At 72.2% G+C, this 13,320-nt stretch carries 13 protein-coding genes; 11 read left to right on the top strand and 2 right to left on the bottom strand.

Going from position 1 to position 13,320, the window contains the following annotated elements:
• The first annotated feature begins 89 nt into the window (after positions 1-89).
• Complete coding sequence (locus AB5J55_RS15735; protein ID WP_369271290.1) at positions 90-947, top strand: fumarylacetoacetate hydrolase family protein; 858 nt, start codon at positions 90-92, stop codon at positions 945-947.
• An 89-nt stretch (positions 948-1,036) separates the two neighbouring features.
• Here the strand turns inward: AB5J55_RS15735 and AB5J55_RS15730 are convergent, their stop codons facing one another.
• Together AB5J55_RS15730 and AB5J55_RS15725 are read right to left on the bottom strand one after the other, a co-directional pair.
• Complete coding sequence (locus tag AB5J55_RS15730) at positions 1,037-1,552, bottom strand: heme-degrading domain-containing protein (RefSeq protein ID WP_369271289.1); 516 nt, start codon at positions 1,550-1,552, stop codon at positions 1,037-1,039.
• Positions 1,552-2,625, bottom strand: a complete 1,074-nt coding sequence (locus AB5J55_RS15725; RefSeq protein ID WP_369271288.1) for a Gfo/Idh/MocA family oxidoreductase — start codon at positions 2,623-2,625, stop codon at positions 1,552-1,554. The genes AB5J55_RS15730 and AB5J55_RS15725 overlap by 1 nt, the downstream gene beginning before the upstream one ends.
• Before the next feature lie 57 nt (positions 2,626-2,682).
• Between AB5J55_RS15725 and AB5J55_RS15720 the strand changes: the two genes are divergently transcribed.
• The 10 genes from AB5J55_RS15720 to AB5J55_RS15675 all read left to right on the top strand — a co-directional run bounded on the left by AB5J55_RS15720 (position 2,683) and on the right by AB5J55_RS15675 (position 13,279).
• Positions 2,683-3,984 (top strand): ROK family protein, encoded by a 1,302-nt coding sequence (locus AB5J55_RS15720; RefSeq protein WP_369271287.1) that lies wholly within the window; start codon positions 2,683-2,685, stop codon positions 3,982-3,984.
• A 131-nt stretch (positions 3,985-4,115) separates the two neighbouring features.
• A complete protein-coding gene (locus AB5J55_RS15715) occupies positions 4,116-5,027 on the top strand; it encodes a hypothetical protein (protein ID WP_369271286.1) in 912 nt (303 codons plus the stop codon).
• A 31-nt stretch (positions 5,028-5,058) separates the two neighbouring features.
• Positions 5,059-5,814: a GntR family transcriptional regulator gene (locus tag AB5J55_RS15710; protein ID WP_369271285.1), complete on the top strand. Its 756-nt coding sequence runs from the start codon at positions 5,059-5,061 to the stop codon at positions 5,812-5,814.
• 141 nt (positions 5,815-5,955) lie between these two features.
• Complete coding sequence (locus AB5J55_RS15705; protein WP_369271284.1) at positions 5,956-7,080, top strand: TIGR03364 family FAD-dependent oxidoreductase; 1,125 nt, start codon at positions 5,956-5,958, stop codon at positions 7,078-7,080.
• A 5-nt stretch (positions 7,081-7,085) separates the two neighbouring features.
• Positions 7,086-7,772 carry a phosphonatase-like hydrolase gene (locus AB5J55_RS15700; RefSeq protein ID WP_369271283.1) on the top strand — a complete coding sequence of 229 codons (687 nt, stop codon included), beginning with the start codon at positions 7,086-7,088 and terminating at the stop codon, positions 7,770-7,772.
• Complete coding sequence (locus AB5J55_RS15695; protein WP_369271282.1) at positions 7,769-8,830, top strand: ABC transporter ATP-binding protein; 1,062 nt, start codon at positions 7,769-7,771, stop codon at positions 8,828-8,830. The genes AB5J55_RS15700 and AB5J55_RS15695 overlap by 4 nt, the downstream gene beginning before the upstream one ends.
• On the top strand, positions 8,823-9,767 hold the full coding sequence (locus AB5J55_RS15690) for a 2-aminoethylphosphonate ABC transporter permease subunit (protein ID WP_369271281.1): 945 nt from the start codon (positions 8,823-8,825) through the stop codon (positions 9,765-9,767). Before AB5J55_RS15695 ends, AB5J55_RS15690 begins: the two co-directional genes overlap by 8 nt.
• Positions 9,754-10,551 carry an ABC transporter permease gene (locus AB5J55_RS15685; RefSeq protein ID WP_369271280.1) on the top strand — a complete coding sequence of 266 codons (798 nt, stop codon included), beginning with the start codon at positions 9,754-9,756 and terminating at the stop codon, positions 10,549-10,551. The genes AB5J55_RS15690 and AB5J55_RS15685 overlap by 14 nt, the downstream gene beginning before the upstream one ends.
• A 50-nt stretch (positions 10,552-10,601) precedes the next feature.
• Complete coding sequence (locus AB5J55_RS15680) at positions 10,602-11,657, top strand: 2-aminoethylphosphonate ABC transporter substrate-binding protein (RefSeq protein ID WP_369271279.1); 1,056 nt, start codon at positions 10,602-10,604, stop codon at positions 11,655-11,657.
• An 89-nt stretch (positions 11,658-11,746) separates the two neighbouring features.
• On the top strand, positions 11,747-13,279 hold the full coding sequence (locus AB5J55_RS15675) for an alkaline phosphatase family protein (RefSeq protein ID WP_369271278.1): 1,533 nt from the start codon (positions 11,747-11,749) through the stop codon (positions 13,277-13,279).
• The last annotated feature ends 41 nt before the right edge of the window (positions 13,280-13,320 follow it).

The following is a 13,320-nucleotide window of genomic DNA, read 5'->3' as shown; positions in this document are numbered from 1 at the left end:
GCGGACTGGCCGTGGACCTTGGAGGATCGACCAGTCCTCCGATGGCTGCACCCGTCGGCGGGCGCCCGCGATCGAGGGAGATTGTGATCATGAAGCTGCTGCGAGTCGGTACAGCAGGAGCGGAGCGACCCGCGCTGCTCGACGCCGAGGGGACCCTGCGGGACCTCTCGGGCGTCGTGCCGGACATCGACGGACCGCTGCTCGCCGACGACGCCGCGCTCGGCCGGATCCGCGCCGCGGCGGACGCCGGTGAGCTGCCCGAGCTGGACGCGACCGGGCTGCGGGTCGGACCGCCCCTCGGGCGCATCGGCAAGGTCGTGTGCATCGGGCTGAACTATCACGACCACGCCCGCGAGACCGGCGCCGAGCCGCCCGCCGAGCCGGTGATCTTCTTCAAGGCCGCGGACACGGTCGTCGGGCCGAACGACACGGTGCTGGTACCTCGCCGGTCGACGAAGACCGACTGGGAGGTCGAGCTCGCGGTCGTCATCGGACGTACGGCCCGGTATCTGGAGTCGGCCGAGGAGGCGCTCGCGCATGTCGCCGGGTACGCGGTGGCGCACGACGTGTCCGAGCGGGAGTTCCAGATCGAGCGGGGCGGGACCTGGGACAAGGGCAAGAACTGCGAGACGTTCAATCCGCTGGGGCCCTGGCTGGTGACGGCGGACGAGGTGCCGGACCCGCAGAACCTCGCGCTGAGGCTGTGGGTCAACGGCGAGCTGAAGCAGGACGGCACCACGGCCGAGCAGATCTTTCCGGTCGCCGAAGTCGTGCGGTACGTCAGCCAGTTCATGACGCTGTATCCCGGTGACGTCATCAACACGGGTACGCCGGCGGGGGTTGCGCTGGGGCAGCCCGAGCCGAAGCCGTTCCTGCGGGCCGGGGATGTTGTTGAGCTGGAGATCCAGGGGCTCGGTCGGCAGCGGCAGGAACTCAAAGACGCCTGAGGGGTGGGGACTGCGCGTGGTACGGCGGCTGCCGGCCGTCCGTGGCTGGTCGCGCAGTTCCCCGCGCCCCTGAAGGCAGGGCGTTGCCCTTACTGCTTCGCCAGGAAGTGCGCCAGCGCCTCCGTCACGAAGCGGTGGTCCTCCAGTTGGGGCAGCCCGCTCACCGTCACCGAGCCGATCACGCCGACCCCCTCGACGGTGATGGGGAAGGAGCCGCCGTGGGCCGCGTAGGTGTCGGGGTCCAGGCGGGAGGAGTCCTCGAAGGTCGTGCCCTTGGCGCGGAACCGGGCGCCTACGACGTAGGACGACGTGCCGTAGCGCTCCACCACCCGGCGCTTGCGGGCGATCCAGGCGTCGTTGTCGGGGGTGGAGCCGGGCAGGGCCGCGTGGAAGAGCTGCTGGCCGGCCCGGTGGATGTCGATGGCGACCGGGGCCTGGCGTTCGCGGGCCATCTCGACCAGCAGGGAGCCGAGCGCCCACGCGTCCTCGTAGGTGAACTGTCGGAAGACCAGGCCGCGTTCCTGGGTCTCCAGCTCCTCCAGGGAGGGGGTGATCTCCGGGTGGAACTTCGGGGTGATCTCCGGGTTGTGCTTCTTGTTGGTCATCACAGCTTCACCACCACTGCGTCGCGTGCCGAACGGCGTGCCGCTTCCAGTACGTCGAGGGCGGATGCCGCCTCCAGGGCGGTCACCGGGTTGGGGCCGCCGTCCAGCAGGGCCTTTGCCACGGCCGCATAGTAGGCGGGGTAGTCGCCGGGGAGGGTGGGTTCGACGCGGCCGCCGCCCGTCAGGGGGGATTCGCCGGAGCCGACCCGGCCCCACAGCGACTCGGGTTCCGTGCCCCAGCCGGAAGTCGTGTCCGGGCGCTGCCCCTCGCGCAGTGCCGCCTCCTGCGGGTCCAAGCCGTACTTGACGTAGCCGGCCTTCGAGCCCAGCACCCGGAAACGCGGGCCCAGTTGGGCTGTCGTCGCGGAGGCGTACAGGTGGGAGCGGACGCCGTTCGCGTGGGTGAGCGCGATGAACGTGTCGTCGTCCGTCTCCGCGCCGGCGCGGCGGACGACCGCCTCGGCGTACACCTGCGTGACCGGGCCGAAGAGCACCAGGGCCTGGTCGACGACATGGCTGCCGAGGTCGTACAGCAGACCTCCGATCTCTGCCGGGTCGCCGGACTCCCGCCAGCCGCCCTTGGGCTGCGGACGCCAGCGTTCGAAGCGGGACTCGAAGCGCCATACGTCGCCCAGTTCGCCCTCGGCCAGCAGCCGGCGCAGCGTCAGGAAGTCGTTGTCCCAGCGGCGGTTCTGGAAGACCGACAGGAGCAGGCCGCGCTCCTCGGCCAGTGCCGCCAGCTCGCGCGCCTCGGCCGCGGTTCCGGCGATCGGCTTGTCGACGACGACGGGGAGGCCCGCCTTCAGGGCGGCGGTCGCCAGCGGGACGTGCGTCTTGTTGGGGGACGCGATGACGACCAGGTCGAGGTCGTCGGCGCGGGCGAGCAACTCGTCGGGCGTGGCGGCGACGCGTACGTCCGGGTGCTCGGTGCGGGCCTGCTTCTGCCGCTCGGGGTTCGACGTGACCACCGTGTCCAGGGCGAGCCCCTCGGTGGTGGCGATCAGCGGGGCGTGGAAGACGGAGCCTGCGAGGCCGTAGCCGACCAGGCCGACGCGGAGGGGAGTAGCACTCATGAATCCCACTTTCGCAACGCTGTTGCCAAAGTGCAAGCGCCGGGGACAATGGGGTGCGTGAAGCATGGTGTGGACAGTGGCCTGAACGGTGGCGTGGTTGGTGGCGTGAATCTGGGCGCCCTGCGCAGTCACAACACCGCGCTCGTGCTCGACCTGCTGCGCACGGCCGGTCCCGAGGGCATCAGCCGGCTCGAGCTCGCCGAGCGCACCGGCCTCACCCCGCAGGCGGTCAGCAAGATCACCGCCCGGCTGCGGGAGGACGGGCTCGTGGCGGAGGCCGGGCGCCGGGCGTCGACGGGAGGCAAGCCGCGCACGGTGCTGCGGCTGGTACCGGAAGCCGGGCATGCGGTCGGCGTGCATCTGGACCGGGACGAGCTGACGGCCGTGCTCTGCGACCTGACCGGTGCCGTGATCGCCCGGCGCCGGACCCCGCTGGACCTGGGGGCCGGTGCGGAGACGGTCGTCGAGCGCGCTGTGCGGGAGGTGGGGGAGCTGGTGGCCGGGGGCGGCCGACCGGGTGCCGTGCTCGGCGTCGGCGTGGCGCTGCCCGGACCGCTCGACCACCGGCGCGGTGTGCTGCACCGGGTCACCGGGTTCCCGGAGTGGAACGGCTTCCCGCTGCGCGACGTGCTCGCCCGGCGCCTCTCGCTGCCGGTCGTGGTCGACAAGGACACCAACGCGGCGGCGCTCGGGCTTGCCGTGGGGGGTGCGGTCGGGGGTGGGGCGGGGTCCGGCACAGCCGTGCCCGCGACGGCGAGGTCCGGCGGCGCCGTGCCCGTCATTGCCGGGGCAGGCACGATCGGGTCCGGTATGAGCGCCTCCGGCACGAGCGCGCCCAGGGCCGCCGCGCCCGGCGCCACTCCCGTCACCACCTCACCCGCCCCCACCCCCTCCGCCGCCTCCTTCGCCTATCTCCACTTCGGCGCAGGACTCGGCGGCGGGCTGGTCATCGGGGGAGCGGTGCACCGCGGGACCCGTACCGGAGCGGGGGAGTTCGGGCATCAGGTCGTTCAGCTGGACGGTCCGCCCTGCGGGTGCGGCAACCGTGGCTGTGTCGAGGCGTTGTGCCTGGCCGCCGTGGCGCGTGGTGACCTGGCGGAGGCGGCCCGGGTGCTCGGCACGGCCGCGGGCAACCTGGTCGCGCTGCTCGACGTCGACCTCGTGCTGCTGGGCGGCCGTACCGTCGCCGCCGCGCCGGAGACCTTCGTGCGCGGTGTCGCCGCCGTTCTCGACGAGCGTGCCCGGCGCGCGGGCGAGGACGCCGTGCCGGTGCGGGTCGCCGCCGGCGGGGAGCGCGGGGTCGCCGAGGGGGCGGCCCAGTTGCTGCTGGCGCCGTTGTTCGGGCGGGCCGAGGGGTGAAGCGGCGGCGCTGAGGCGAGTGGCCGTGCCCTCGGTCCCCACGGCGGGCGTCCGCTGATCGAGCGGATTTGCGAAGCCGTACGGAATGGCAGCGCCGGGAACCCGCCCCCACCCGGCATGGTCATGTGTTCATGCGACTGCACTCACCCGCCTCCCTCTGCCTCGCAGCAGCCGCCCTCCTCGCCGTGGCGCCCCCGGTGCGCGCGGAGTCCTCGGCCGAGCTGCCCAGCTGCGCCACCGACGACCGGGCCTTCCCCCTCACGACCCGCCTCCACGGCGGCCCCGACTCCTACGTGGCCGGCGGCGGATTCGGCACCTGGTACCTGGACCTCACCAACAAGACCGGCCGGACCTGCACCGGCATCCACCCCGTCGTCGTCCTCATCGACGCCGAGCGGGCCCTCAAGCCGTCCCAGCCCCGCCTGGAGTTCTACGGGAGCCCGAGCGGCAGCCCGGACAGCGGTCCGAGCAGCAGTCCGAAGGGTGGGGCGGACGGCGGCGCGGACAGCGCCCGCCCCCACCCCGTCCGCTTCGAGACCACCGACGAGGACGAACTCGTCGGCGCCTTCGGCGGGTCCGGCGACTTCCCCGGCTTCACCGTCGGCCCCCGCAAGACGGTCACCGTGAAGGTCCGGCTCGCCGTCACCTCGGACGCCGTACCGAACAAGGTCACGGCCAACGCGGCCGTCGTCCAGCGTCACGAGGGCGACGGCGACTGGGTCGGCCAGTCCAACGACTACCGCTTCACCATCGACGCCGACCCTGCCGACCCTGCCGACCCGGCCCGCCGGACCGGTGAGGCCGAGCCGGCCGCCACGGCCGCCCCCAGCGACCCGGCCGACCGCGAGTCCTCGGCCTCCCCGGCCGCCTCCGCCGCCGCGAACCCCTCGGCGACCCCCGGCGCCGACAACCCCCGCAGCCATCTCACCCTGGCCGACGAACTGGCCCGCACCGGCCTCACACCCCCCGGCGCCACCTTCGCCACCACCGCGGCCCTCGTCCTGGCCGGGATCACGCTGCTGGTCGCGCGGAGGCGCCGCTGAGGACGCCCGCCCCGTCTGCGACGATCCCTGCGTGGACTACCCGAACAACCAGGCCCCCGGCGCCCCCGTGCGCCAGGGCATCCCGGAGCACGGCCGGATCCCGAAGTACTACGCGGTGAAGGCCCGGCTCGACCTCCTCGTCGGCGAACTCGGCGAGGGCGACCCCCTCCCCACCGAGCGCGACCTCTCCGAGGAGTACGAGGTCGCCCGCGAGACCGTCCGGCAGGCGATCCGCGAACTGGTGCTGGAGGGCAAGCTGCGGCGGCGGGGGCGGGGTACGGTCGTCGCCGGGCCCAAGCTCGAACAGCCCCTCTCCCTCGCCAGCTACACCGAGGGCGTACGGCGGCAGGGCCGCACCCCCGGCCGTAGCCTCGTCACCCTCGACCGCTTCCCGTGCCCCGCCGCCCTCGCCGCCGAGACCGGCCTCGTGCGCGGCGAGCCCGTCTGGCACATGGAGCGCGTCCTGCTCGCCGACGACGAGCGGGTCGGCCTGGAGAGCACGTACGTCGCCGTCGCCCGGGTGCCCCGGCTGGACGCCGACTTCGACCCCGACTCCTCCTTCTACGCCTTCCTGCACGGACAGGGCATCGTCTTCGGCGACGCCGACGAGCGCCTGGAGACCGTGCTGGCGACCCCGCGCGAGGCCCTGCTCATCGGGACGCCGCCCGCCCTCCCGATGCTGCTGATCCACCGGGTCTCACGGGACACCGACGGGGAGGCGCTGGAGCGGGTGCGGACGCTGTTCCGGGGGGACCGGTTCTCGTTCACCACTCATCTGCGCGGCTGAAGAGTCCGGAATTCGACCTGTTCGCCATGCTGTCGAGTGTCACGAAGAGATAACGGGTCTAGCCCAAACGTGATGGCCAGTTCACGCTCTCGTTGTCAGCCGGACCCTTCCGGTTACCCGATCCCGAGGAGCGTGGCCGTCGTGAGAGTGATAGTCGTCGGAGCCGGCGTGGTGGGCACCATGCACGCCTGGCAAGCAGTGGAGCACGGCCACGAGGTCGTACAGATCGAGCGCGAGGCGGAGGCTCGCGGCGCGTCGTTGCGCAACTTCGGACAGATCTGGGTCAGCGGACGCGCGGGCGGCGAGGAGCTGCGGACCGCGCTCAGGGCCCGGGAGATGTGGGAGGAGATCGGAGCCCGCGTGCCGGGCCTCGGCTTCCGGCCGAACGGCTCCCTGACCCCCGTCCGCGGCGACCTGGAGCTCGCCGTCGCCGAGGCCGCCGTGGCGCGCGAGGACGCCGCCGCCCGCGGACACAAGCTGCTGACGCCCGACGAGGCGCGCGCCGTGAACCCCGCCCTGCGCGGCGACTTCACCGCCGCCCTGTACTGCGAACGGGACGCCGCCGTCGAGCCGCGCACCGCACAGCTCGCCCTGCGCGAGGAACTGCTGAAGTCCCCGAACTACACCTTCAGGCCCGGCCGGGAGGTCCGCGAGGTCATCGGCGGCAGTGCCGTCCGCGACGACCACGGGGACGTGCACAGCGGCGACGTCGTCGTCCTGTGTACGGGTGCCTGGCTCGGCGGCCTGGTCCGCGAGCTGGCCGGCCCCGACCTGCCCGTGCGCCGCGTCCGCCTGCAGATGATGCAGACCGACCCGCTGGGCGAGCCGCTGACCACCTCGGTCGCCGACTCGGACAGCTTCCGCTACTACCCGGCGTACGCCTCCGCAGCGCTCGACGCCCTCAACGCCGGTCAGGCGCAGGCGGAGACCGCCGCGGCCCACCGGATGCAGCTGCTGATGGTGCAGCGCGCCGACGGCGGGCTGACCATCGGTGACACCCACGAGTACGAGCACCCCTTCGCCTTCGACACCCTGGAGGACCCCTACGACCACCTCACCGAGGTCGTCGAGTCCCTCCTGGGCCGCCCGCTGCCGAAGATCCGGCGCCGCTGGGCCGGGGTGTACGCGCAGTGCACGGACACCTCCCGGGTCGTGCACCGGCAGCAGGTGCGCGACGGGGTGTGGCTGGTGACCGGGCCCGGCGGGCGCGGGATGACCTGCTCGCCCGCGATAGCCGAGACGACCGCGAACGAACTGGGTTGGTGAGGAAATTGACGAACCATCAGCAGACGCGGCTGGTCGTGCTCGACATGGCCGGAACGACCGTCGCCGACGGCGGCCTCGTCGAGCGGGCCTTCGCGGCGGCCGCCGCGGAACTGGGCGTCGAGCCCGGCTCCCCGGACCACGCCGACAAGCTCGCCTACGTGCGCGCCACCATGGGCGAGTCCAAGATCTCCGTCTTCCGCCATCTGTTCGGCGACGAGGAGCGGGCTCAGCGCGCCAACGCGGCCTTCGAGAAGGCGTACGGCGAACTCGTCGACGGCGGGCTCGTCGCACCAGTCCGCGGCGCCCGCGAGGCCATCGAGGAGCTCCAGGCCGGCGGCCGTACCGTCGTCCTCACCACCGGTTTCGCCCGGGTCACCCAGGACGCGATCCTCGACGCGCTCGGCTGGCAGGACCTCGTCCCCCTCACCCTGTGCCCGGCCGACGCCGGGGGCCGGGGGCGGCCGTACCCCGACATGGTCCTCACCGCGCTCCTGCGGACGGCGGCCGCCGAAGACGTCCGGGAGCTCGCCGTGGTCGGCGACACCTCCTACGACATGCTCAGCGGCGTCCGCGCGGGCGCGGGCCTGGTCGCCGGTGTCCTGACCGGCGCGCACGACGCGGACGCGCTGCGGGCGGCCGGCGCCACCCATGTGCTCGGCTCCGTCGCGGAGTTGCCAGGAGTGCTGACATGAGCGGCATCCGCTTCGACTCCGTCAGCGTCGCCTACGACGGCAACGTCGTCCTCGACTCCCTCGACCTCACCGTCGAGCCCGGCGAGGTCATGGCGCTGCTCGGGCCCTCCGGATCCGGCAAGACCACCGCGCTGCGGGCGGTCGCCGGGTTCGTACGGCCCGCCTCCGGGCGGGTGTTCCTCGGCGGACGGGACGTGACGGACCTGCCGCCGTACCTGCGGGGCATCGGGATGGTCGTCCAGCAGTACGCGCTGTTCCCGCACATGCGGGTCGAGGAGAACGTCGCCTTCGGACTGAAGGCGCAGAAGGCCCCCAAGGTCTCCAAGGCCGAGATCCGCACCCGCGCCGCCGAGGCCCTGGAGATGACCGGCATGGCGGCCTACGCCCGCCGCTACCCGCGTGAGCTGTCCGGCGGCCAGCAGCAGCGCGTCGCCATCGCCCGCGCGCTCGCCATCCGTCCAGGCGTCCTCCTCCTCGACGAACCGCTCTCCGCCCTCGACGCCCGCCTGCGCTCCGGCATGCTCGCCGAACTGGCCCGTCTGCACCGCGAGTTGCCCGACGTCACGATCCTGTACGTCACCCACGACCAGGTCGAGGCCCTCACCCTCGCCGACCGGATCGCGGTGATGGACAGCGCCCGCCTCCAGGCCTGCGGCATCCCGCGGGAGCTGTACCGGGCGCCGGCCAACGAGTTCACCGCTTCCTTCGTCGGGAACGCCAACCTGCTGCCGGTGACGGTGGGTTCGGGAGGCGGGGTGGCCTTCGGGGGCGGCGAGATCGAGGTCGGCACGGCGGGCGCGACGCCCGGCGCGAAGGCGACGCTCTGTGTACGGCCCCACCTCGTCGGCCTCGGCGACGGGCCCAACCGGCTCTCCGGGACCGTGAAGGAGATCCAGTGGCGCGGCGCCACCCACCGGCTGTACGTCGAGGTCGACGGCCACCCGGTCATCGCGGACCTGCGCGAGCTCAAGGAGCCGCCCGCCCACGGCGACGAGGTGACCCTGCACTTCTCCCCGGACGACGCGGTACTCCTGACCGCCGGAGTCACCCATGACTGAGCGCTCCGCGGGAAGTGCCGCGATCGGTCGGCGAGTGTCCGCGGGCCGGTCGTGGCTGGTCGCGCAGTTCCCCGCGCCCCTCAGGGGCGCCGCCGGACCGCAGCCGACATCGCCACGGTCGTCCAGAGCGCTGCTGTGGGCCGCCCCACCCGTCGCCCTCCTCGCCCTCGTCTTCCTCTACCCGCTCGCCCTCGTCGTCCAGCAGTCCCTCCAGCCGGACACCGGCGGCACCTCCCTCGAGCCGTACGCCGACGTCTTCGCCTCCGACGCCTTCCGTGAGGCGCTGTGGACCACGGTGTGGCTGGCGGTCGGCTCAACCGTCGGGTGTCTGGTCCTCGGGTTCGTCATCGCGCTCGTCATCGCCTTCGTGCCCTTCCCCGGGGCACGGGCGGTGGCCCGCTTCATCGACGTCTTCCTTTCCTTCCCGTCCTTCCTGATCACGCTGGCCCTGCTGTTCATCTACGGCACGGTCGGCATGGCCAACGGCCTGTGGACCGACGTCACCGGCGCCCAGGACGGCCCCTTCCAGTTCCTCGCCACGCCCTGGGGGGTCCTGCTCGCCGAGATCACGTACTTCACGCCGTTCGTCGTACGACCCTTGCTCGCGGCCTTCTCCCAGCTGGACACCGCCCAGCTGGAGGCGGCCGGTTCGCTCGGCGCGCGCCCGCTGCGCATCATCCGCCGGGTGATCCTCCCCGAGGCGCTGCCCGCCCTCGCCGCGGGCGGGAGCCTCGTGCTGGTCCTGTGCCTCAACGAGTTCGGCATCGTCCTGTTCACCGGCGCCAAAGGCGTCACGACCCTGCCGATGCTCGTCTACAGCAAGGCGATCCTGGAGTCCGACTACCCGGGCGCGTGCGTGGTCGCCGTCGTCAACGCCCTGATCTCCGTGGGCCTCTACGGCCTCTACCGGGTGGTGAGCCGCCGTGCTCGTGCATAGCCGCGGGGCCAAGTGGGCCGTATGGGCCCTGTTCCTCGTCCTGTTCCTGCCCCTGTTCGCCCTTCCGCTCCTCGTCGTCCTCGGCGCCTCCTTCGCCACCAGCTGGTCCAGCGTGCTGCCCTCCGGCTTCACGACCGGCCACTACAGCGCGGCCACCCGCGGCGAGGCCCTCCAGGCCCTCACCACCAGCCTGGTCACGGCCGCCGCCGCGAGCCTGCTCGCCCTGGCCGCCGGGACCTGGGCGGCCCTCGCGGCGGCCGGGCTGAAGAGGCGGTACCGCAGGGTCCTGGACGCGCTGTTCGTCCTGCCGGTCGCGGTGCCCTCGGTGGTCGTCGGCCTCGCGATCCTGGTGGCGTTCTCCCAGCCGCCGCTCCTGCTCAACGGCACCCGCCAGATCGTGATCCTCGCCCACACCGTCCTGGTCACCGCCTTCGCCCACCAGTCCGTGTCCGCCGCCCTCGCCCGCCTCGACCCGGCGTACGAACAGGCCGCCGCCTCCCTCGGCGCCCGGCCCGCGTACGTGCTGTGGCGGGTCAGGCTCCCCCTCCTGCTGCCGTCCCTCACCGCTGCCGCCGGCCTCTGCTTCGCCCTGTCCATGGGCGAGTTGAGCGCCACGATGATGCTCTACCCGCCCGACTGGACCCCGCTTCCCGTCCTGATCTACGCGGCCACCGACCGCGGTGCCCTGTTCGCCGGCTCCGCCCTGGCGGTGGTCCTGATGGCGGCGACGCTGCTCGCGCTGTTCGCCGTCTCCCGCATCCGCACCCGAGCCTCGTACCGCTGATCAGCGCCTCTTTGGCAAACCCCCTTTCAGTGCAAGGAGTTCACCTCGTCATGCCCAGAAACACGATCAGGACCGCCCTCGCGGTGTCGCTCGCCGCCACCCCGCTGCTCACCGCCTGCGGCGGCAACTCCGCCGCCGCCGACGAGAAGGTCGTCACCGTCTACAGCGCCGACGGCCTCAAGGGCGAGAAGGGCGACGGCTGGTACGACCGGATCTTCAAGGACTTCGAGAAGCAGACCGGCATCAAGGTCGAGTACGTCGAGGGCGGCTCGGGCGAGATGGTGCAGCGCGCCGCCCGCGAGAAGGGCAACCCGCAGGCCGACGTGATCGTCACGCTCCCGCCCTTCATCCAGCAGGCCGACGGCAAGGGCCTGCTGCAGAAGTACGCCCCGAAGGGCTCCGACCAGGTCAGTGCCGCCGACAAGGCCGCCGACGCGACCTGGACCTCGGTCGTGAACAACTACTTCGGGTTCATCTACAACAAGAACGAGCTGAAGCAGGCGCCCACCACGTGGGAGGAGCTGCTGGAGGGCAAGTACAAGAACAAGCTCCAGTACTCCACCCCGGGCGTCGCCGGCGACGGAACGGCCGTGCTCATCAAGGCCATGCACGACTTCGGCGGCGAGAAGGCCGCCATGGACTACCTGCGCAAGCTCCAGTCCAACAACGTCGGACCCTCCGCCTCCACCGGCAAGCTGGCGCCCAAGGTCGACAAGGGTGAACTGCTCGTCGCCAACGGTGACGTCCAGATGAACTTCGCCCAGTCCAAGACCATGCCGAACCTCGGCATCTGGTTCCCTGCGAAGGACGGCGGCAAGCCCACCACCTTCGCCCTGCCCTACGCCGCCGGTCTCGTCACCGACGCCCCCCACACCGAGAACGGCAGGAAGCTCCTCGACTTCATGCTGAGCCAGGAAGCCCAGAAGCAGGTCAGCGAGATCGGCGGCGGCTTCAGCGCCCGCCAGGACGTCAAGGCCACCGACGCCAACGCCACCGCGCTCGCCGAGATCATCGACGGTGTCGAGGTCTTCGAGCCCGACTGGGACGACATCGACAAGAACCTGACCTCGTACGTAGACGCCTGGAAGTCGGCCACCGACAGCTGACCCACCCCGTACGGACCGCTCCACGCAACGCCCCTGGCACCACACCGGGGGCGTCGCCATGCCCGCTCGCACCCGCTCAGGAGGATCACGTGACGTCACACCTGTCCCGCCGCACCGTCCTCACCACCACCACGGCGACCGCCGCCACCCTGGCGCTCGGCGCCTCCACCGCGCCCGGCGCCCACGCCCTGCCCACGCTCCCGAACGGCACCAGCAAGGACAAGGTGCTCGTCATCGGCATGGACGGCCTGCGGCACGACCGCATCGACGCGGCCAACGCCCCGCACCTGAAGGCCATGATGAGCGAGGGCACGTACGGCACCTCGCTGCTGTACTCGGGGCCGATGGCCGCCACCTCCTCCGGCCCCGGCTGGTCCACCATCGCCACCGGCGTGTGGCCCGACAAACACGGCGTGAAGGACAACACCTTCATCGGCAAGAACTACGCCCGCTACCCCGGCTTCCTCGCCCGCCTCGCCCAGGTCCGGCCCGCCCTGTCCACGTACGCAGCCGTCGACTGGAAGCCCCTGGACACCCAGGGCACCATCACCCCCGGCGCGGACGCGAAGCTGGTCCTCGACGGCGACGCCGACGGCTACACCGGGCACGACGCCACCATCGCCGCCGAGACCGAGGCGCTGCTGCGCGACCAGAACCCGGACGTCCTGTTCGTCTACTTCGGCCAGTCCGACATCGTGGGCCACAACCAGGGCGCGGGCAGCCAGGCCTACCTCGACCAGATCGCGGTCCAGGACGCGTTCGTCGGCCGGCTGCGAGCCGCGATCAAGGCCCGGCCCAGCCATGGCACCGAGCGCTGGACGGTCATCGTCGCCACCGACCACGGCCACACGGACCCGGGCGGCCACGGCGGGTCCTCGATCGAGGAGCGCCGCACGTTCGTCCTCGCCACCGGCCCCGGCATCGCCGCGAGCGCCCGCCCGATCGACACCCGGCTCGTCGACGTCGTACCGACCGTCCTCAAGCAGCTCGGCATCCCCGTCGACCCCGCCTGGGGCCTGGACGGCAAGCCGGTCCAGGAGCGCTCCGGCGACCCCTTCGACGCGCTCACCCTGTCCACCCGAACGGACGAGACGGGCATCCCGTCGACCGTCCGCGGCTACACGCACACGCCGCCCAGCGGCTGGTCCGTCATCAACAACGCCATGGGCACCGGCGGCATGACCGAGTGGCGCGGCTGGGCGTTCGCCACCGACGAGTTCTGGTCCCGCACGCAGCGCGACCAGTGGCGTGAGCTCAACGTCCGCGCCCGCGGCGTCTTCGCGGTCGCCGACTCCGACGAGTGGGCCGACAAGAGCTTCTCCGGCACGTACGACTCGACGCTGGTGACCCCGGCGTACGACGTCACCGGGCAGACCAGGGTGCGGCTGGACTTCACGACCCTCTACCGGCAGGAGGGCTCCCAGACGGCCCAGATCCTCGCGTCCTTCAACGGCGGCACGCCCACCGTCGTCAAGAGCTACAACTCCGACGTCGTCTCGCAGCCGCAGTCCGTTTCCGTCGACGTCCCCTCCGGGGCCTCCAGCGTGAGCTTCCGGTTCCGCTACACCGGGTCCAACAACTGGTACTGGGTGATCGACGGGGTCAGGATCAGCCACTCCTGACTACTCTGGGGGCGTCGGTACGCCGTGGTTCCGGCGCCCCA

Origin of the sequence: Streptomyces sp. R11 (assembly GCF_041051905.1) — a bacterium.
In the GTDB taxonomy this organism is placed as follows: Bacteria; Actinomycetota; Actinomycetes; order Streptomycetales; family Streptomycetaceae; genus Streptomyces.
Note: the sequence above shows the minus strand (reverse complement) of the source record. Positions and strands in the feature narration are given on the sequence as shown.

Excerpts from the sequence above, each read along its gene's own strand:
- AB5J55_RS15735 (WP_369271290.1), top strand. The coding sequence starts at position 90 with ATGAAGCTGCTGCGAGTCGGTACAGCAGGAGCGGAGCGACCCGCGCTG.
- AB5J55_RS15730 (WP_369271289.1), bottom strand. The coding sequence starts at position 1,552 with ATGACCAACAAGAAGCACAACCCGGAGATCACCCCGAAGTTCCACCCG.
- AB5J55_RS15725 (WP_369271288.1), bottom strand. The coding sequence starts at position 2,625 with ATGAGTGCTACTCCCCTCCGCGTCGGCCTGGTCGGCTACGGCCTCGCA.
- AB5J55_RS15715 (WP_369271286.1), top strand. The coding sequence starts at position 4,116 with ATGCGACTGCACTCACCCGCCTCCCTCTGCCTCGCAGCAGCCGCCCTC.
- AB5J55_RS15695 (WP_369271282.1), top strand. The coding sequence starts at position 7,769 with ATGAGCGGCATCCGCTTCGACTCCGTCAGCGTCGCCTACGACGGCAAC.
- AB5J55_RS15690 (WP_369271281.1), top strand. The coding sequence starts at position 8,823 with ATGACTGAGCGCTCCGCGGGAAGTGCCGCGATCGGTCGGCGAGTGTCC.
- AB5J55_RS15680 (WP_369271279.1), top strand. The coding sequence starts at position 10,602 with ATGCCCAGAAACACGATCAGGACCGCCCTCGCGGTGTCGCTCGCCGCC.